The following is a 19,405-nucleotide window of genomic DNA, read 5'->3' on the forward strand; positions in this document are numbered from 1 at the left end:
GTTAACTTATACATACCTATCTCTATCTAATAGGCTTATCTACTACCAACTAATTCTGCTTCGACGATTTCATCAAGTTCGGTTACCTTTGGCTTACCCTCCGATACATACCTACCCTCAACCGGTAGCAAAGGTAGCATCCTCAAACCTAAGATATAGACGAATGCCACGAATGCAAAAATGCCTATTAGCTGCATCCATTCATAACCGGATGGTAGATAATTCCATATCTTACCATCGCCAAATGCACTACTTATCTGATAACCGGGTAAAATACTGATCGGCAGCATCTGACCTGGCAGGATGATAAGCATTCTTTCGCATAGCACTCCAAATACGTGAAGCCCGCCTGCAGTTAGAATCCACTTAAGATTATCTTTTGTGCGCTTATATAGCAGTAAGAAGACCGGTACTATACCGCCTATAGTTATGAGGCCACCCCAGAATGCCCATTGGAAGAACTGTCCTCCATGCTCACCGAATAATACGAAAAGCTCGCCTTCTCTGTGCTCAGGTACATACAGGTGCATCAGATGCTCAACGGCCATGAGATATATAACAACGATTATCAATCCAAGCATTACCTTGCTTAACTGCCTGAAGAAGCGGACATCTACCGATCTTCCGGTCAATTTAAATGTAAAATACAAAACATTCATGATCATACCGCTTCCTGATGACAGAGCAGCGACAACAAATGCTATTGGAACAACCGGCGTAAACAGCATCTCTCTCGCATTTGCGATAGCAAAAATAAATCCAGTACCTGTATGAACAAAAACAGCCGCTACTGTAGCCGCTATTGCAAGCCCTGTCATCGCCCTGTCGTGCTCCTTAAATTGCGCCCATAGATAAAAGATGCCTATGACCATATACGTCGTATAGAAGAACGCGTTTAGCGATAGCATCGATGTCGGGTTAATATTATTTGGATCAAACACTATAAAGAGCCTGTCCGGTCTACCCCAGTCAGTAATAAGCAGCAATAGCGCGGCCAGGATAAACAATACCGCTAAAAATCCTCCGACTCTTGATAGTACTTTATACTCTTTCTGGCCAAATACGGCAGATAGCGCCGATATAATAAACGATCCTGCACTCAAGCCAACGAAGAGTACAAAGACAACCTTTGGTCCTGCCCATGTTACTTGATGATTCAAACCGGTAAGATACGGGCCGCCTATAAACCTTATGTAAGAAGCTATAAGCCAGCCTAGCGTTAGGGCACCCAGGATTCCCATTACCCAGTAATATTTGGCTCCTTTAGCTTTTACCGGTGCGAAATAATACTTAGCCATATCCGCCTCACCTATAGTCCTTTGTAGAATACTCCAGGGCCTACGCGCTTCTCAGGCCTTAGAACTTTTACGTTTCCAGTAGCAATTATCTTCGCTACCTCACTATTTGGATCATTCATATTCCCAAAAGTAAGCGCTTCGTGCGGGCACTTCTCTACACATGCAGGTTTTTTGCCCTCATCGACTCTTTGTACGCAAAACGAACACTTTGTTGCAACGCCTACCATCATCGCAGGAACATTGGCGTTTGTTATGTTCTCATTCTTCCTGAAGATAATAGACCTAGCCTTATACGGGCATGCGTAAACACAGTACCTACATCCAATACACTTGTGCTCATCTACAAGAACAATCCCGTCTTTTCGCTTAAATGATGCTTTTGTTACGCACACCTCTACACAAGGTGGGTCATCGCAATGCTGGCACATGATCGGCAAATGCCTTTCCTGAGTGCCTTCTAGCTCCTGCTTTATATCCGCAACCCTTAGCCAATACGCATCATATCTCGGATCACCCCATGAAGGCACGTTGTTTTCCTCCCGGCAGGCTCTTTCGCATACTTTGCATCCCGTGCATTTATCGAGGTCTACCGCCATTGCCCATCTGGTCTTTGACTTCGACTCGCCTTTCGGGCTCTCTTCTTGCGCCGTGACCAAATATTGCGCGCCGGGAGCTATAATAGAGCTTAAAGCAAATGCTCCTCCAATTTTAAGAAATGTCCTTCTGTCCATTCCCATCGCTTGATCTTCTCCTTAATCTTCAAGCACATCCATTTGTCTTAAAGGAGTATTTCTACTCAGCTCCTACTTCTTTGAAGTCGGTGCAGAATGGCAACCGCCGGCTTCAACAAAGCAGGTAGGCTTCACGCCTGCATAATTATGGCACCGATCACAAAACTTTGACTTATCGGTGTGGCATGTAAAGCAGTTCTTAAGGCTGTGCTTCTTAGTCCTGATTCCGAGCCTTACAGCCCGCTCCCTCTCTTCCTTCAATATATTCATGTGGTTGGCACGCATATACGCGGTATCTTCCACACATTTCGTTGCATTTGTTGGAAGCTCAAGCTTTGGCTGTACGGCCCCTTGTAGTATCTGTCCGTTACCTATTGCAACCAAAAACGGCGACGCTAGAATAACGGCAAAAATTACAAATGCACCTATCGCTTTCATTTTCATTCCTTTGCTCCAAGTACTAAAGCCCTACCAACAAGCTGATGAATTCCACCAGCAGTTTCCATTGGAACTCCATACATCGGCATGATTTTTGTAAATTGCGCCTTGCAAATCGCGCATATTAAAGCCATGAAGTTCACACCATGTGTTTCCATTACAGAATGCAGCGCCTGCATTCTCGGCATAGCTCCTTTTGCCCGCAGGTCTACAATCTCATCGGTCAAAAGGCCGCCTCCACTGCCACAGCAGAATGTCTTCTCCCTTATAGTTTCCGCCGGCATATCGACATACTTGTTGACGACTTTTTTAATCAATTCCCTTGGAATATCGAACTGACCTCCGGGTTTGTCACCCATTCTAGTCGCACGCGCTACGTTGCACGAATCATGGAACGTTACCACGAATTCATCATTTGCAGATTTGTCGATTTCTAAAGCACCCTTGTCTATCAAGTCATTAGTGAATTCGCATATGTGCTGAGGCCTTGGATATTTAGGATTTAAGGTATCAAATGGACCTATCAGTGTATTCCAAAACTGGTAGGCAACCCTCCATGCATGACCGCATTCGCCCACAATCAGACGCTTTGGCCTTAGCTCATATATCGCATCTTTAATACGCGATGCAATCTTTTGCATCGCATTGTAGTTTCCGATAAACATGCCAAAGTTTCCAGCCTCAGAAGCTGTTGAGCTCAAGGTCCAGCTAATTCCGGCCTGATGGAATACTTTTGCATATCCCACCAGCGACTCTATATGTGGCGAGGCAAAGAAATCTGCCGATGGTGTAACAAGAAGAACCTCGGCATCCTCAACATCCATAGGAAGTTTAACCGGAATTCCTGTATCTTCTTCAATCTCCTCCTCGACGAATTCTATCGCATTCTGCAAAGCTGGTCCGCTCATTCCCAAGTTATTACCTATCTCATAGACCTTACCGATAATCTCGTTTACATACTTTTGCCCGAGCCCGATAGAATCCATGATTTCCCTTGCTGCCATCGATATCTCCGCAGTATCAATTCCATATGGACAATATAGCGAACACCTGCGGCATTGTGAGCACTGATGGAAATAGGTATACCATTCGGCTAGCAGCTCAAGGTCAAAATCAACGGCTCCTGCAACTTTTCCAAAGATCTTTCCTTCTCTCGTAAAGTACCTTCGGTAAACTTTTCTAAATAACTCCGCCCTTGCCACGGGCATATTTTTTGGATCTTTTGTTCCTAAGAAAAACTGGCACTTATCAGTACAAGCACCGCACCTTACACAAATATCCATATATACCTGAAGCGATTTGTACTTTTCAAGAAGCTCACCCATTCTACGAATGGCGGCTTCCTGCCAGTTATCAACCAGTTCACCAGGGAACCCCAGCTTCTCCTGTACTTCTGGCTTAGCAACGTGACATTTATAGTGAGACGCGGCACCCGTAACTATTTTTGGTGTCTTTATTTTGCCGGTTAGCTTTGGTACCGGTTCTCTCTCTTTTTTCTTAGGCGCAGAAGTAATTAATTGTTCTTTTGTTATATCTGCCATCTCACACTATCCTTTCACAGCCCATGGATTTACGTGCCTGACTTCCCTGGGTTCATCAACCTGTGTCCTTGTTGGGCTAAAGAATATTCCGCCTGCATGCATAAGTTTGCTAAACGGAAAATAGATAAGTAGCAGCATTACCAATGTAAAGTGCGTGATGAATATAATATCCATCGGCATCGCTGTAGGACTAAACGACACTATGCCCATTATATATTCCTTAACGCCAATTATATCGGTCCTTACATAATACTTTGTAAGGATACCGGTCGCCGCTATAAGCATCAAAAGAACTAATATGATGTAGTCCGTCAGCAATGATATATAAAACGTCCTATCCGTAATCAGTCTTAAAAGAAATAGGAATATAAGCGGTACAAAGAAAATAAAGCCCGCATAGGCCTCAAAAGTTGTGATCCAAGCCAGTGAAGCCGGAGCTGGGGTAAAGAAAAACCTTAAATGCTTTATCAAGACAAGAGCCAGGCCAAGATGCATTATGTACCCACCCAGCCAAATTATCCTGTTGCTGTAGAATAGACTTTTAAAGACACCTACCTCTTGAACCACTCTATAGACAGCACCAGCTCTTGTAGTTGGACCAGGCGTTAGAGTAATGTTTAGCGGTGAAGGTGTCTTTGCATATTTAATAATTCTCGAAAGGAATCCGACTAAAAATATGGCGATAGCCACATAAGCAAACGCAGTGTAGAACAATGATATCACGTTCATATCTCTTCCCTTTTTGTTCTTCAGAACACTATGTCCTACTGATATTGACTGATATTGACCAAAAGAATAGCCGCCTTTAGCAAAACTCCGGATTGCGCCGCTTGTTTTGCTGTTAAGTTCTTGGCAAGAGATGTCCTTGCTGTGCGCTTTACAACCTCTTGCTTGCTTCGAGATAAATTCTCCCTATTTAGCAGGTTGCATACCGACTCCTGCTAAAGGCGGTTTTCACGCTCTCACTCGCGGGGACCTGCATTCCTATATAGAGACCGACCACTTTAAAAATCTAAAGGTCGGTCTATCTATATATTAAGCATTCAAAACTAAGATCTGTTGCTTATACGCAGCCAGTCGGTTTTGGTAGTCCGGCGATCTTGCAAGCCTGAAGAGCTGGGCCAGCTGGATAAAGCTGATAGAGATAAGCGTTGTTGCCTTTCTCCGGACCAAACATCTTCTTCATTTCTTTGATCAAGATCTTGATCATTGGAGCGATTTTGTACTCTCTGTAGTAGTCTCTAAGGAAGTTGACTACCTCCCAGTGAGCCTCGGTCATCTCAATGCCCTCTTGCTGAGCGATGTAGTTAGCTACCTCTTCATTCCAGTCATCTAGATTTACCAGGTAGCCATCATCATCTGTCTCATACATCTTTCCATTAAACTCAAAGCCCATAAAGATACCTCCCTATTTTAGATGCTTTATTGTTACTTGATCACGGAGTGGTTTATATCCTCGCCCTTCAGGTAAGAAGTTTGTACCAAATGTTACGATGAGCTTAACAGTTATCCTACCTTTTGTCAAGTATATAGCGAATAAATTTTCAAGTTTTTGCTATATTAAATAGACTCACTAGCATTAGTTTTTGTATCACAAACTATGTCAAAAGCCATAACCTTTATCTTTAACATAAGCTATAAATTTTTCGGCCCAAATGGGAAAACCGGCACTATGCAGATGAGTATATGAAGCCAGCACATTTTTATATACAATGCCATCGTTTAAGCCATCCACGCCCTTGCCTCGCAGTACTCTGTATGCAAACCTCACGTCACTAAGATTTTTAACCTCTGAGTAATGAAACTCATGCCCTTTTACTTCTAAGTCAGACGTAAGCCAGCTGTCACCTGTCGTCTTAAGTCTTACGTATCCATGTCCTTTCGGCTTCTTATGCATAAATATATCACACGGTAGTCCACCAACCATTTCTCGTGTCTTGCCGTTCCACGATATACCTCTGGCTAGGTACATAAGACCGCCGCACTCTGCATAAACAGGCATACCGTCTCCAATAGCTTTCTTTATTTCTTCACGAATAGACGTATTCGACTCAAGTTCATCCATGAATACCTCTGGAAACCCGCCTCCAATATACAAGCCATTTATGGCTGGAAGCTGCTTATCTCTAAGAGGGCTGAACGGGATTAGTTCAGCCCCTGCCATCTCAAGCGCATCAATATTTTCCGGGTAATAGAATGTAAACGCTTGATCCATTGCTATACCAATTTTAACCGCGGGTTTTGGTTTTGGTTTTATTAAATCGAGCCCCTCTATAGAAGGCAATTCCGGAGCCGTTCTTGCAATCTGAATAAGTTTCTCCAGGTCGACATAGTTTTTTACCAACTCGGCTACTGAGTTTATAACCGCAACCGCTTTTTCATCTTCCCTGGCAGGCTTCAAGCCCAGATGCCTCTGGACAAGGCCTATTTCTGAGGAATTTGGTACTGCGCCTACCACTTCAACGTCACAATAGCGTTCAATTGCGGCCCTAAGTTTAGACTCGTGTCTTGAGCCTGAAACTTTATTTAGTATTATCCCCGCAATATATATATCCGGTTCAAAATTCTTAAAGCCCTGGATAAGCGGCGCAACACTTCGAGTCATATTGCTTGTATCCAGGATTAATATAACTGGAACCTTGAGGAGCCGCGCTAAATCGGCCGTACTTCCTCTACCATCGACCTCCATGCCGTCGTATAGACCCATATTGCCTTCTATAATACTTATATCTGCATCAGATGCGTTCATCAGAAAAGACATTCTGATGTTTTCTTCACCCATCATGAAGAAATCGAGATTTCGGCAATTCCTGCCCGTCGCTGTGGTATGCCACATTGGATCTATGTAATCCGGGCCTTTCTTAAAAGGCTGCACTTTAAAACCTGATTCCGCCAAAGCGGCACATAGCCCTATTGTCAAAGTGGTTTTACCTGAACTCCTATGCGGAGCAGAAATTACCACGCGTGGTAGAGTCAAAAATTTTCTCTCCTTTGTTTTAAATAGGCGGATAAGTAAATTGTTACTTATCCAACATAACACCTTCTATTATAAGAATATAAGCAACGGTATACTATAGTTTTGCAATAGACAATATCAAGCCGTCTTCCTATACTCTATTTATATTTTATTTTAGGGATGATTAATCGATTGGATGCCAACGCAATAACAATATCCGAATCAGAAAAACATACAAACAGTAGAGTTATAGCGCTGCTTACAGTTGCCCATATAATTAATGACTCGTATATGAGCCTATACCCGCCCCTTATCCCGCTTATGATGCCTGTTCTTGGTATGAACATTGCCGAGGCTGGCTTATTATCGACAATCTTTTCGGTAACATCATCTCTTTCACAGCTTGCATTTGGCCTGTTTACCGATCGCATTGGCAGCCGGTTCTTCATTTTTATGGGGCCATTCATCGCCGGTTCGTTTATGTCCTTAGTCGGAATCATCCATAATTATGCAATTCTTGCGCTTTGCATAGCGATTGCCGGGCTTGGAGTCGCCGCTTTCCACCCTCCATCATCTTCAATCGTAGGGACTGTACGAAAAGAGCGGCGGGGATCTACCATGTCGATTTTTGTTCTGGGGGGCAATATTGGCATATCAATCATGCCGCTTGTAGTCGTTCCCGTTGCGCTTGCTTTCGGTCTATCCTCAACGCTTTTCCTTGCGGTACCTGCAATAATCATATCAATAATATTATTTTTTACTGCGCCGCCAGTTAAAGCAAACAAGCGCGCTAGATCCGAGTCCTTCAGTACAAGCGTAAAGGCAAACCCGCTTGCCTTTACTAGCCTTCTCGGCACGGTTGCATTTCGCTCATTTGCTTTTTTTAGCCTTACAACTTATCTGCCAAAGCTTCTTCACGACCAGGGTTTCTCTCCTGTATCCGCCGGCGGTTACGTTTCTATTCTTATGCTATCCGGCGCTGTCGGAGGACTTATTGGCGGATTCCTTTCCGATAGGCTTGGTCGAAAACCTGTAATTGCAGGCTCTCTTTCCGCATCGGTTCCTTTCCTGTGGCTTTTTTTGGTCACAAGCGGTTTTGTAAAAGTATTGTTTCTGATTTTAGCCGGACTATGCCTTCTTGCTCCATTTTCCGTTACGGTAGTTGCAGCTCAAGAAATTTTCCCGAATAGTAAGGCGACAGCTTCAAGTATATCAATGGGCTTTGGATTGGGCCTTGGTGGAATTGGCATCGGTATAGTCGGCCATGTGGCATCCATATTTGGATTGCCTCAAGCTATTGGATTTGTAAGTATGCTTCCCATAATAGCGGCTGCTTTTGCTCTGGGGTTACCCGGGAAGTCTAAGATTAAAGCAAAAACTAAAGAAACAGGGGGCATAGTTGAATATGTCAGCGTTAACGATTAAGAAATTTCTTAGGGTTGCAACCCCCTCACTGGATAATAATGTCGGCGATGCCGAGCGGGTCAACATCGCTTTAGGCGAAAACTTTGATACCAAAAATATTATTTGGCCTTTGGACCTTCTTAGAGATATTGCAAGAATCTTAAGAACTAATGGCGGAGACATTACTGCTACTTTGTTCACAGACGGCGACACCATTAAAATTATCAACATCGAGTCGGGTAACACCGCAGATTCTCATTTCGGTATCGCTGTGGACATCGGGACAACCGTGGTGGCCGCCGAACTGGTCGATCTGCATAAAGGAAAATCATTGGCAGCCGCAGGCGATATTAACGGCCAGGTTGTTTACGGAGAAGACTTACTTACGCGCCTTCATTTTTCAAGCCAGGGTGGGCTTAGTAAACTACACCAAACCCTTCTTGATACTATTAACGGGTTAATCGCTAAAGTATGCGATATTGCCAATATCGATGTGAATCAAGTCTCGGCAATTTGTGCCGCCGGCAACACTTCAATGACCCACTTGCTGCTGGGACTTGACCCATCGCCAATCCGCCGAGAGCCCTATGCACCTGTCTTGGCGAAAGTACCCATGTTTGCTGCTAAAGATTTGGGATTAAATATCATGCCCAATGCTGCCGTTTACATTTTTCCAAGCGTAGGCAGTTTTCTTGGGGGGGATTTAGTTGCTGGGGCATTATCGGCCGGAATCGATGAGCGCGACGAAATATCACTTTTATTAGACATTGGAACCAACGGCGAGATGATACTCGGCAATAATGAATGGCTGCTTGCCGGAGCGGGAGCAGCAGGGCCTGCCCTTGAGGGAGGTGTGGCAGAGTGTGCAAAGCGCGCTGAGCCAGGAGCGATCGATCGTGTCAATATAGATAAAGCCACCCTTGAACCATCATATAGCGTGATTGGCGACATAGAGCCGACCGGCCTATGCGGTTCTGGGCTTATAGATGCCATCGCCGCCCTTTATAATGCCGGTTTGCTGGATACAACGGGGCATTTTATCCTTGAGAAAAACACCGATCGCTGGCAACTAATTAACAACAAGCCCGCTTATATAATAAGATATGCCGACAAAACGCGTGGAATTCCGCTTATTTACATATCTGAAAAAGATATACAAAATGTAATGCGTACCAAAGCAGCCATGGTAGCCGCTCTCACCATATTATTAGATAGTGTTGGTTTAGATATCAATTCAATCGATAGAGTATATACGGCAGGCTCGTTTGGAATTCACTTATCGATTGAATCATCAAAAGCAATCGGTCTCTATCCAAAGCTTCCTACCGAGCGATTTGTCCAACTTGGTAACGGGTCACTAAAAGGCGCCAAAGAGGTTCTTTTAAACGCAGGAAAGATAAACGACGCTAACAGGATAGCTGAGAAAATCACATACCTCGAACTCAACATCCACCCGGCATTTATGTCGATTTTTAGATCCGCAAAATATCTCGATGGAGGACATTAGCGCTTTCCTAAGCCTTAACCACCAACACGGAGCAAGGTGCGTTTGCTAAAGCCTGCTCTGCTACACTTCCCATGATTATTCTAGTCAGTCCTGTTCTTCCATGAGTGCCCATACATATGACATCAACCTTAAGTTCGTCGGCAATCCGGATTATTTCTTTATGCGGATCACCCTCCCTGATGAAGGCGTTGATTTTAACGTCCATTGATTCGGCAAGTTGCCTGACATGCTCTATATTAAGATGAGCGCGGTCTCCCATCTTTCCTAAATTTCCAGGCATCTCGGTATAGAAAGCATCTGTCGTATCGATTACAGACACAACGTTTAATTCTCCCCCGTGCTCCTGGGCTATCTCTAGCGCTCTTTGCGCAGCGACCTGGCTATAGTGCGATCCATCGGTTGCCAAAAGTATTTTTCTCCAACCAAGGCTGCTGCTTCTTTGCATTACAAGAACATCGATGGGGCTATGTCTTAGAACCTGTGCTGTAACACTCCCGATAAGGGCTCTCTCAATTCTTGGTAATTTCCGCCTGCCCATGACAATTAAATCACATGAACGGTTCTCGGCAACATCAATGATCGCCTTGTGCACTATTCCTTCTTCAAGAATGGTTTGCACTGAGTCTCCGTTTTCTTCTATGACAAGTTTTACAGAGTTTGTATAAACAGCTTTGCCTGGAGTCACCGATGCTTCTTTTGCGTTTCTTATTCGTGACGCTTCTGCTTCGCTATCGTTGGCATGTATCACTGTAACGGCAGTAGCCCTAAAACCCTCTACCTTTGCCATCCCCAATATCTGTTTGAGTGCGTTCTTGCTGGAATCAGACCCATCAAACGCAACAAGGATATTTTTGTACTTGCTCACTTTATCTGGCCTCCTTAAGGAGATTGAAAATACGAGCCAAAGCTAATCGACTCCCCTGCGACGTTATTCCTTCAACCGCTTATAAATAACAAAATAGGCTCATTCCTATAATAACCGGGAATGAGCCTATTTATAAACTTTCCTGTCGATATTTTTTAATACCCTCTAACTTGATTTAACAACCAGGACAGGGCACGGCGCATGTCCAATAACTCTTTCAGTTACGCTACCCATAAGCAGTCTCTTGAGCCCTGTGTGGCCATGACTTCCCATAACGATAACATCCGATTCTAGCTTCTTGGCGAGATCCAGAATTTTCTCGGGAGCGTCTCCGTCCCTGACGAATGATGTTGCGCTGATTTTCGCAACCTTCGCAGTGTTTTCTACAGTTTCGGCAATTTCCCTTGCCTTTTCTACCATCTTATCTACAAAATCTGGCGCTTCGCCGTATGCCTCTGGCGGCACGTCAACAACAGAGAGAATATCAAGTGTCCTTCCATACGTTTGAGCGAAGGTTATGGCTCTACTTGCAGCGACATCGCTGTACTTTGAGCCATCTACAGCAAGCAATATCTTACCCCATTTTATTACGCTCTTCTCCGGCATAACAAGCACATCGATCGGGCTGTAGCCTATAACCCTTGCAGTAACACTTCCCATAAGGACTCTTTCGATTCCCGTAAGACCCCTTCTGCCCATAACAATGAGATCGCAATCTCTCGATTGAGCTACATCGATTATGGCCTCATGGATATTTCCCTCTTCTAAGAAAGTGTAGATTTCAACGCCTTCTTGAGTTGCTATTTTTCTGGCTTCCTCCAGAACCTTTTCTCCCGGCTCTTTAAATGCTTCCCTAATGTTACGAACTCCTATAAGGTCTATATCTCCTTCATATGAAGGAATAACTGTTACGGCGGTTACACCGCAATGGTGATCTCGCGCAAATCGTATGCTCTGTCTAAGTGCGTTTTTGCTGGACTCCGAACCGTCGATGGCAACTAATAGTAAGATATTCCTCACCCTTTTCATGGCAATTAATCTACCCATAGTAGTCATATTCATAATAACCAGCTTCCTTTTTCATATAGCTATCAGCCATCAGCTTTTAGCTATCGGCTTTTGATTCTTCCTACGGCTTAAGCTAGACGCTGGTCGCTGACAGCTGACTGCTTGATTATTAGTTGATTATTAGTTAACGGCCTTCTCTAGACCCCTAACAGGTTCTGGTTTTACTGCCGGCTTATGTCGCATCGCTTTTATCATGCTGCCCAAGATAATCGTTGCACCAAGTGCAAGGGCAAATGCCATTATGTAGAAGCTTATGCTGCTAAGGGTAGGCACTAAATCTTTTGATATGCTGGTTAAGCCAAGCTGGTTGGTATACTTTGGAATAGCAAATCCCCTACTAAAGGCAACTATTAACATAATTGTACCCATTACGACCTTTATCATATAGTCCTTTACATAAGTGGTACCCAAAGCACCCAGTTGTACACCAAAAAGCGATCCGGCAAGAATTAATAGGACCAGCCTGATATCTATATTGCCTACCAACGCCCATTCCGTCGAGCCGACAAAACCCATTACAAATGCGATAACTAGCTCTGTTGCGGACGCTACCAGACTTGATGCACCAATTACATACATCATTCCCGGTACGCCAATAAACCCTCCAACCGCAATCGTTGCTGCAAGAAGACCGGTTGCAAGACCAACTGGTACAGTTATCCACATAGATATCTTAAGGTTTGCAGTTTTGAAGTGCATCATTGGAGGGATGTTTAGTTTTTGCAGAGCTAGAGCCAACCGAGGTTGTGGAGCTGGTCCAGTTTGTTTTTTTGTTTTCCAGGCGTCGTAGAAAACATAGCTGCCTACTGTTATAAGTATGACAAGAAAAGCAAAGCTAACATATAGATTTGAGCCTGCTTCTCCCCACATATGTTGTATGTATTTTTGAATCTTAATACCGAGTTCTACGCCAACTGATGCTGAAATACCTAAAGTCAATCCCAGCTTTAGATCGACCTGTCCATACTTGTGACGCTTAATTGCACCGACTAAAGCTTTTGGGAACTTGTGGCACATGTTGCTCGCGACTGCGACAAGTCCAGGTACGCCAAGACTCATCATTGCAGGAGTTAAAACAAAAGCGCCTCCCGAGCCGATAAAGCCACTTACCAATCCACCTATAAAACCAACAATAAACAAGAACACCGCATTAAAAATAGTAAGTTCAATGAACTTATTCCCCTTGAACGCTGTAACTGCCTCACCGGTAGCTAATGCCGGTGCTGATAACAGCAGAAGCATTAATATTGCTAATAGCGCAGGGATGATAATTTTCCGTCGTGACATAGATCACCCTTCTTTCACTATTTACTTAACAGAATTGGTTGAGCAAACGATTTAATTAATCGCTAATGTGAACTTTCTTACTTGGCATCTGCTCATCCTCTTGCGCAAGGCCTAAATGCCTTTCCATGCCCTTTATGAAATTTTAAAAGATCAGTTCGCTATTTCTTCTTTGCAACGAGCCCAAATGAGGCCATTAGGCTGTCCGCAAAATTCCCGTGAACAAACGAGAATATAAAAACAGTGATTAGCGGTAAAACCGCATATGCTCCACCTTTCGCCCATGTCTCCCTTACGAAATTCTCATTCGCAAATACAGCCACATACAACGCTATAGATGCAATTCCAAAAAGTAATGCCTTTGCAATGGGCTTCTTACCGCTTTTGGCGTTTGCCATACTTCCAACCTCCTTTCCTACTGTATTAGTATCATCACTCTCCTTTACTTAGGGCTTAAATTCCTAGAATTTACTAATCTATTTGGCTAGTGTAATTGCGGTATTGCATGAAGGCGTTTGTCAAAGAATTCTTCCTTCAGCGTACTGGCCTAATTTCATATTAGCACTATGGGTAATTTCGTCAATGGTTTACGTAATTACCCATCTATTGGAAACAAGTTTAACTCCTAATTTTGTACTAAGTTATGCTCTATTATGGTAATAGCTATACCACCACCACTACTTATCGTTATACCCCAATACCTGCCGAGGCATAACGCGGACCATAATAAAAATTTTGCTACGCATTATTCTTGATAAGTTTTTAGCAATCGCCCCGATGTGGTTTTCTACTGTACGTGCTCAAATACATGTAGGGCAAAATCAACAATCTCAGGAAGGAGGGAGTATTAGATTTGAGTAAAAGAGTAGTAGTTGTTTTTGTAACCGCCTTCATTTTAGTTTTATTAATTGCAAGCGCCGTCGTGGCAGCTTCAGGGCCAATCGACAGCCCTGTTCAAGGAACACCCTGGTGGGTCTGGCCCTTGGCATTGTTTGTGCTTACTTTTGTTATGGGAATTGTAGCAATCCCCGCAGGTGTAGGAGGCGGGGTTCTTTTTGTACCCATCGTAAGCAGCTTTTTTCCGTTTCACCTGGACTTTGTTAGAGGTGCAGGCTTAATGATCGCCCTCTCGGGTTCGCTTGCAGCCGGACCGGGTCTTCTCAAGAAGGGACTCGCAGACCTTAGATTGGCAATGCCCGTCGCCCTTATAGCATCTATATTTTCAATTGTGGGTGCGGCGGTAGGTCTTGCACTGCCACAAAGGATCGTACAGCTTGGCCTTGGAGGAGTCATCCTGGCTATCGTTGTAGTTATGATTTTGGCTAAAAAATCTGAGTACCCGGCGGTTAAAACGCCAGATTCGCTCTCGACAGCCCTAAGGATCACCGGTATTTACCATGAGGATTCGACTAAGCAGGATATCGACTGGAAGATTCACCGCACCCCCGTCGGATTAGCATTATTTGCTCTAATTGGATTTATGGCCGGAATGTTTGGCCTTGGTGCTGGCTGGGCAAATGTTCCTGTTTTAAATCTGGTAATGGGTGCACCGCTTAAACTATCAGTGGCAACTAGCAGTTTTTTACTATCAATAACCGATACTTCTGCAGCATGGGTCTATATAAACAAAGGAGCAATATTGCCACTTGTTGTAGCCCCTTCGATTATCGGTATGATGATTGGGGCTTTTGTCGGAGCCAAACTTTTAGCAAAAGCGAAACCTTCAGCAATTAGATATGCAGTCATAGCAATGTTGTTTTTATCAGGATTAAGGGCTTTCCTTAAAGGCTTTGGCATATAAGAGCCTGTCAATATGATATGCACGCATAGCGAAAATTTAATATCGCTTGGTGCAGAATAAGAATTCAGCAGATAGGAGGTTGTATGGCTGTTTCACCAAGTAAAGCAAAAAATTTGTCTGATAAAACAGTGTCCCAAGTAGAAGCGAAGACATTATCATCTAAAGGCCGTACGCCCGGAGCTACCGAGGAGCAGATGATTTATGCCAGCATTCTTGGAAACGGGCGCAAAATTGGCTTAGCGGGGATAATAGTTGCTTTTATAGTTTATCTTTCAGGGATTGTTGCTCCCAAAATGCCACTTTCTGATGTTCCAAAATACTGGCAACTTCCATCAGGCGAGTTTATGAAGACTGTGGGGCTTCATCCAGGATGGTCATGGGTTGGAATGTATCATTATGGAGATATGCTTAATTTCTTTGGAGTTGCAATCCTTGGGCTGATAAGTATTGTTTGTTATCTAGCGATAATACCAAAACTATTACGCAAAAAAGATATAACTTATACGACTATAGCCCTTTTAGAGGTTATCGTGCTTTTATTTGCAGCTTCCGGCATTGTTCATATAGGAGAATAATTGAGTAGAATATCTAGGTATGCGCTTGGCTGCCTATAAGACCAACAATAAACAAGAACACCGCAATTAGTATTGTTTATCAGGTTTTTTGGGTACCGCCTACGCATAACCAGATACTATTGCGCTGTGGAGCTGTGCCAGCTTGTTTGAAAAGCATAGGCAGCCAAGACACGTAAGACATTCAAGAATGCCCCAGGCGCTAGGTAAACCTAGCACCAATTTCAAGTTGGACTTTATTACTACCGCCTGAAACGAAATTAAATAATCGCCTGTGCCAGCACAAAACGCATGCATATACATGTATAAACCCAATGGTTTATACCAATGGTATCGTTCTGCATGGTGCGGTAGGAGCATGGTGCAGCATAACGTTTAACTCACATCACTATTTTGCATGAAGAGATATCTTAACCAGAGGATATCTTAACCAGAGATATCTTGGGCAAGCACTAGAAGCGATGCGTATGCTTAAAATCACAAGCACGGTAGTAGGCGTCCAAACAAAAAATAAGAGGAAGGATGATCAATGACGCGCAGAATAACAGTACTCTCTACCTTGTTTACCGCCTTCATATTTTTAATGGTTTTAGCACAACCTGTGTTTGCCTCAAGCAACAGCTCAGCGGCAAACTCATCAACGACAGTGTGGTGGATTTGGCCTTTACTACTATTTGTCGTTACTCTTGCTATGGGTATAGTCGCCGTACTCGGAGGAGTTGGCGGTGGGGTTCTTTTCACGCCCATAGTAGGTAGCTTCTTCCCATTTGGCATGGATTTTGTTCGTGCTGCCGGCTTATTGGTGGCTTTATCCGGTGCGCTTGCAGCCGGGCCGGGTTTGCTTAAGAAAGGACTTGCCGATCTTCGTCTGGCTATACCGGTTGCTTTAATAGCATCTGCGGGCTCTATTGGCGGCGCCATGCTGGGGCTCTGGGTCTCAAAACTACCCGGCGGCAAAGACATTATACAGGTCAGCCTAGGCGTCGTAATCTTAGCCATCGTTCTTATAATGTTAATGGCTAAGAAGTCGGAGTTTCCTGAAGTTAAAAAGGCCGATAAACTATCAACAGCCCTTAAGATTACCGGTGTTTATCATGAGCCTACAACCAATCAAAGCATCGATTGGAAAATTCATAGGACCCCAACGGGGCTTTTCACTTTTATCTTTATAGGTTTACTTGCCGGAATGTTTGGCCTCGGAGCCGGATGGGCAAATGTACCGGTTCTTAACCTCTTGATGGGTGCTCCGCTAAAGATATCGGTCGCAACCAGTAAATTTTTGCTTTCCATAACCGATACTTCTGCAGCATGGGTCTATATTAATAGTGGAGCCGCAATACCAATGATTATTGTCCCATCGATAATAGGGATCATGTTAGGCTCATTTATCGGAGTTAAGCTGCTCACTAAAACCAAACCAAACATAATCAAAATCATCGTCATATTTATTCTTATCGTTTCAGGCTCAACTTCTATACTTAAGGGCCTACACATTATGAAATAAGGGGTCAGTATTTTCGATTAACTGATACATTTTGCCAGGAGGTGTTAATATGGCTAAGACGACAGAGGTTAGTAAGCAAGAAAGCGTAGCTTTAGGCGCGCCTGAAAAAGTTTCAGTTAGCGCTACTGAAGAGCAGCTTTTATATTCAAAAATCCTGGATATTTGCATGAAAATAGGTCTTGTCGGCATTGTCTTGTCTTTCATTATTTATGCTTCAGGTATACTGCCTCCGAAAATATCAATCGATGAAGTTATAAGCAAGTGGAGCGATGCTAAGACATATAATACAATGCTTTCTGAGAACGGCATCCACCACGGCTGGAGCTGGACGCAATTCTATGCACACGGAGATTTTCTAAACCTTTTCCCGATCGCATTTTTGGCCGGTATAACTATTCTCTGCTATTTAGCAATCGTGCCGGTTCTTTTTAAGAAAAAGGATGCAGTTTATGCGGTTCTAGCTATTGTGGAGGTGCTTATCCTTCTAGGTGCCGCCTCAGGTCTTATTGCAGCAGGACACTAACATAATTGTTTAATCTCTTAACAAGCTATGGGGCAATCTTTTTGGATTGCCCCATCTTACGTTTTTAAGACAGTCGATATGCTGGCCTTTCCTTATCTATAACCAGTAAACTTATTTGCTACTTACTTGACAAATAACTGTATTAATGCTAAGCTTTATGGAACATTTGTTACAATCCGAATGTTCTTGCTTCTTGAATTGGCTTTGAGAGCTTGCCATTTCAAATTATCATTATTTTGAAAATTATTATGCGGGACAGACCTTGAACGTATATATTCGTTTCAGCTTAAAATTCAAAAGGCAACTTAAGGAGGTATTATGTCAAAATTAGTTCCCCCTCATGGCGGTGGCGAGTTAAAGCCGCTACTACTCGAAGGCGATGAGCTAAAAGAAGCATGGGAAAAGGCGCAAACTCTTGAGAAGGTCATGATGACTTCTCGCGAAACCGGAGACCTTATTATGATGGGTATCGGTGCCTTCACCCCACTCGAAGGTTTCATGACCAAAGCTGACTGGAAAGGTGTTTGCGATGAGTACAAGATGGAAAATGGTATCTTCTGGCCTATCCCAATCACCCTTTCCACCTCAAAAGAGCAAGCTAAAAATTTAAAAGAGGGTCAAGAAGTTGCGTTAGTCGACACTGAAACCGGCGAACTTATGGGCAGCATGGAGATCACCGAGAAATACGAGATAGACAAAGTCTATGAGTGCAAGCAGGTGTTTAGAACTGACGATATCGATGGTCACCCAGGTGTGCAGAAGGTTATGGCACAGGGTGATGTAAACCTAGCAGGTAAAGTCAAAGTCTTTAGCGAGAGCTACTTCCCAGAGATGTTTAAAGGCGTTTACATGCGCCCAGCTGAAACAAGAAAAGCTTTCGAGGAGAGGGGCTGGAGCACAGTCGCTGCGTTGCAGCTCAGAAACCCAATGCACCGCTCACACGAATTTCTAGCAAAAATCGCAATTGAGGTAACCGACGGTGTCCTGATCCACCAGCTGGTTGGTAAGCTAAAACCGGGTGATATTCCGGCTGAGGTTCGCGTAAAAGCTATCGACAAGCTTGTCGAACTTTACTTTGTACCAAACACCGTTATTCAGGCAGGATACCCGGCGGAGATGCGTTATGCAGGACCGCGTGAGGCACTCCTTCATGCAACCTTCCGCCAGAACTACGGCTGCAGCCATCTTATTGTTGGCCGTGACCACGCCGGTGTTGGTGAATACTATGGGCCATTTGATGCTCAGCATATTTTTGACGAGATCCCGAAGGATGCCCTTATCACAAAACCACTCAAGATTGACTGGACCTTCTATTGCCACAAGTGCGATGGTATGGCTTCAATGAGAACCTGTCCGCACGGCAAAGAAGATAGGCTACTTCTCAGCGGAACCAAGCTTAGGAAGATGCTCTCTGAGGGCGAAGAGGTACCGGATCACTTCAGCCGCCCAGAAGTTCTCGAGATTCTAAGAGAGTACTATTCAAGCCTTACAGAGAAGGTAGAAGTTAAATTGCACAAATACGCAGAGGGCGAGAAATAATATAGTAGAATTCAGAGGCCATAGAGATAGGTCCCGGGTAAGAGATACATGGCTCAGCTTATAAGCTGAGCCATGCCTTTTCTATATTATGCTCATCGAAGAACGCTGCCTTTACACAGGAATTGTAACCCTGACTTCCGCAATGCAGCACCCTAATTCTGGCATGGCATTACCTTTTCTATGTGGTCTCAGCACCCTTTAAATGTCATCCCGAGCGAAGCCGAGGGATCTAAATAATATATTCATAATTCTTAAGAGACTAACAGGGCTTAGCACCACCAGTAGCGAATAATCATCCCTGACTTCCGCATTGGGACACCCAAGGCCTAGTTTTTATAAACAACCTTCTGATTTGTCAACTCACCCATCTCTGT

Annotated in this window: 18 protein-coding genes; 7 read left to right on the forward strand and 11 right to left on the reverse strand. The window is 43.9% G+C overall.

The features are described 5' to 3' along the window. Positions 1-35 precede the first annotated feature (35 nt). The 7 genes from nrfD to cobB all read right to left on the reverse strand — a co-directional run bounded on the left by nrfD (position 36) and on the right by cobB (position 6,985). Complete coding sequence (gene nrfD / locus K6T91_05205) at positions 36-1,298, reverse strand: polysulfide reductase NrfD (protein ID MCL6472193.1); 1,263 nt, start codon at positions 1,296-1,298, stop codon at positions 36-38. Between the two features lie 11 nt (positions 1,299-1,309). Beyond that, complete coding sequence (locus K6T91_05210) at positions 1,310-2,035, reverse strand: 4Fe-4S dicluster domain-containing protein (protein MCL6472194.1); 726 nt, start codon at positions 2,033-2,035, stop codon at positions 1,310-1,312. Between the two features lie 66 nt (positions 2,036-2,101). Continuing rightward, on the reverse strand, positions 2,102-2,473 hold the full coding sequence (locus K6T91_05215) for a cytochrome C (GenBank protein MCL6472195.1): 372 nt from the start codon (positions 2,471-2,473) through the stop codon (positions 2,102-2,104). Further along, entirely contained in the window at positions 2,470-4,008 is a 1,539-nt protein-coding gene (locus K6T91_05220) for a (Fe-S)-binding protein (protein MCL6472196.1), read from the reverse strand. Before K6T91_05220 ends, K6T91_05215 begins: the two co-directional genes overlap by 4 nt. Positions 4,009-4,014: 6 nt before the next feature. After that, positions 4,015-4,737, reverse strand: coding sequence for a respiratory nitrate reductase subunit gamma (locus K6T91_05225; protein MCL6472197.1), 723 nt, complete (start codon positions 4,735-4,737; stop codon positions 4,015-4,017). 334 nt (positions 4,738-5,071) lie between these two features. Continuing rightward, positions 5,072-5,404, reverse strand: a complete 333-nt coding sequence (locus tag K6T91_05230; protein MCL6472198.1) for a TusE/DsrC/DsvC family sulfur relay protein — start codon at positions 5,402-5,404, stop codon at positions 5,072-5,074. A gap of 207 nt (positions 5,405-5,611) precedes the next feature. Then, positions 5,612-6,985: a hydrogenobyrinic acid a,c-diamide synthase (glutamine-hydrolyzing) gene (gene cobB, locus K6T91_05235; protein ID MCL6472199.1), complete on the reverse strand. Its 1,374-nt coding sequence runs from the start codon at positions 6,983-6,985 to the stop codon at positions 5,612-5,614. A 171-nt stretch (positions 6,986-7,156) separates the two neighbouring features. On the opposite strand from cobB, the gene K6T91_05240 reads away from it, so the two are divergent. Both K6T91_05240 and K6T91_05245 read left to right on the forward strand, forming a co-directional pair. Further along, on the forward strand, positions 7,157-8,389 hold the full coding sequence (locus tag K6T91_05240; GenBank protein ID MCL6472200.1) for an MFS transporter: 1,233 nt from the start codon (positions 7,157-7,159) through the stop codon (positions 8,387-8,389). Further along, positions 8,370-9,875 carry an ASKHA domain-containing protein gene (locus K6T91_05245; GenBank protein ID MCL6472201.1) on the forward strand — a complete coding sequence of 502 codons (1,506 nt, stop codon included), beginning with the start codon at positions 8,370-8,372 and terminating at the stop codon, positions 9,873-9,875. Before K6T91_05240 ends, K6T91_05245 begins: the two co-directional genes overlap by 20 nt. Before the next feature lie 7 nt (positions 9,876-9,882). Here the strand turns inward: K6T91_05245 and K6T91_05250 are convergent, their stop codons facing one another. The 4 genes from K6T91_05250 to K6T91_05265 all read right to left on the reverse strand — a co-directional run bounded on the left by K6T91_05250 (position 9,883) and on the right by K6T91_05265 (position 13,490). Then, positions 9,883-10,740 (reverse strand): universal stress protein, encoded by an 858-nt coding sequence (locus tag K6T91_05250; protein MCL6472202.1) that lies wholly within the window; start codon positions 10,738-10,740, stop codon positions 9,883-9,885. A gap of 165 nt (positions 10,741-10,905) precedes the next feature. Next, on the reverse strand, positions 10,906-11,802 hold the full coding sequence (locus K6T91_05255) for a universal stress protein (protein ID MCL6472203.1): 897 nt from the start codon (positions 11,800-11,802) through the stop codon (positions 10,906-10,908). A gap of 126 nt (positions 11,803-11,928) precedes the next feature. Then, positions 11,929-13,095, reverse strand: coding sequence for a sulfite exporter TauE/SafE family protein (locus K6T91_05260; protein ID MCL6472204.1), 1,167 nt, complete (start codon positions 13,093-13,095; stop codon positions 11,929-11,931). Positions 13,096-13,253: 158 nt separating this feature from the next. Beyond that, positions 13,254-13,490: a hypothetical protein gene (locus K6T91_05265; GenBank protein MCL6472205.1), complete on the reverse strand. Its 237-nt coding sequence runs from the start codon at positions 13,488-13,490 to the stop codon at positions 13,254-13,256. 455 nt (positions 13,491-13,945) lie between these two features. Between K6T91_05265 and K6T91_05270 the strand changes: the two genes are divergently transcribed. From K6T91_05270 to sat, 5 genes are all read left to right on the forward strand, one after another. Next, a complete protein-coding gene (locus tag K6T91_05270; GenBank protein ID MCL6472206.1) occupies positions 13,946-14,893 on the forward strand; it encodes a sulfite exporter TauE/SafE family protein in 948 nt (315 codons plus the stop codon). An 83-nt stretch (positions 14,894-14,976) separates the two neighbouring features. Then, positions 14,977-15,468: a hypothetical protein gene (locus tag K6T91_05275; protein MCL6472207.1), complete on the forward strand. Its 492-nt coding sequence runs from the start codon at positions 14,977-14,979 to the stop codon at positions 15,466-15,468. A gap of 526 nt (positions 15,469-15,994) precedes the next feature. Continuing rightward, positions 15,995-16,969, forward strand: a complete 975-nt coding sequence (locus K6T91_05280) for a sulfite exporter TauE/SafE family protein (GenBank protein MCL6472208.1) — start codon at positions 15,995-15,997, stop codon at positions 16,967-16,969. Between the two features lie 49 nt (positions 16,970-17,018). Next, positions 17,019-17,492, forward strand: a complete 474-nt coding sequence (locus K6T91_05285; protein MCL6472209.1) for a hypothetical protein — start codon at positions 17,019-17,021, stop codon at positions 17,490-17,492. A 318-nt stretch (positions 17,493-17,810) separates the two neighbouring features. Next, the gene (gene sat, locus K6T91_05290) at positions 17,811-19,031 is read left to right on the forward strand and encodes a sulfate adenylyltransferase (GenBank protein ID MCL6472210.1); all 1,221 of its coding nucleotides are present in this window, start codon (positions 17,811-17,813) and stop codon (positions 19,029-19,031) included. Positions 19,032-19,405: the final 374 nt, after the last annotated feature.

The organism is Bacillota bacterium (genome assembly GCA_023511485.1).
Lineage (GTDB): Bacteria > Actinomycetota > Aquicultoria > Aquicultorales > Aquicultoraceae > CADDYS01.

Coding starts and splice junctions, on each gene's coding strand:
- nrfD (MCL6472193.1), bottom strand. CDS start 1,298: ATGGCTAAGTATTATTTCGCACCGGTAAAAGCTAAAGGAGCCAAATAT.
- K6T91_05210 (MCL6472194.1), bottom strand. CDS start 2,035: ATGGGAATGGACAGAAGGACATTTCTTAAAATTGGAGGAGCATTTGCT.
- K6T91_05215 (MCL6472195.1), bottom strand. CDS start 2,473: ATGAAAATGAAAGCGATAGGTGCATTTGTAATTTTTGCCGTTATTCTA.
- K6T91_05220 (MCL6472196.1), bottom strand. CDS start 4,008: ATGGCAGATATAACAAAAGAACAATTAATTACTTCTGCGCCTAAGAAA.
- K6T91_05225 (MCL6472197.1), bottom strand. CDS start 4,737: ATGAACGTGATATCATTGTTCTACACTGCGTTTGCTTATGTGGCTATC.
- K6T91_05230 (MCL6472198.1), bottom strand. CDS start 5,404: ATGGGCTTTGAGTTTAATGGAAAGATGTATGAGACAGATGATGATGGC.
- K6T91_05245 (MCL6472201.1), top strand. CDS start 8,370: ATGTCAGCGTTAACGATTAAGAAATTTCTTAGGGTTGCAACCCCCTCA.
- K6T91_05255 (MCL6472203.1), bottom strand. CDS start 11,802: ATGAATATGACTACTATGGGTAGATTAATTGCCATGAAAAGGGTGAGG.
- K6T91_05260 (MCL6472204.1), bottom strand. CDS start 13,095: ATGTCACGACGGAAAATTATCATCCCTGCGCTATTAGCAATATTAATG.
- K6T91_05265 (MCL6472205.1), bottom strand. CDS start 13,490: ATGGCAAACGCCAAAAGCGGTAAGAAGCCCATTGCAAAGGCATTACTT.
- K6T91_05275 (MCL6472207.1), top strand. CDS start 14,977: ATGGCTGTTTCACCAAGTAAAGCAAAAAATTTGTCTGATAAAACAGTG.
- K6T91_05280 (MCL6472208.1), top strand. CDS start 15,995: ATGACGCGCAGAATAACAGTACTCTCTACCTTGTTTACCGCCTTCATA.
- K6T91_05285 (MCL6472209.1), top strand. CDS start 17,019: ATGGCTAAGACGACAGAGGTTAGTAAGCAAGAAAGCGTAGCTTTAGGC.
- sat (MCL6472210.1), top strand. CDS start 17,811: ATGTCAAAATTAGTTCCCCCTCATGGCGGTGGCGAGTTAAAGCCGCTA.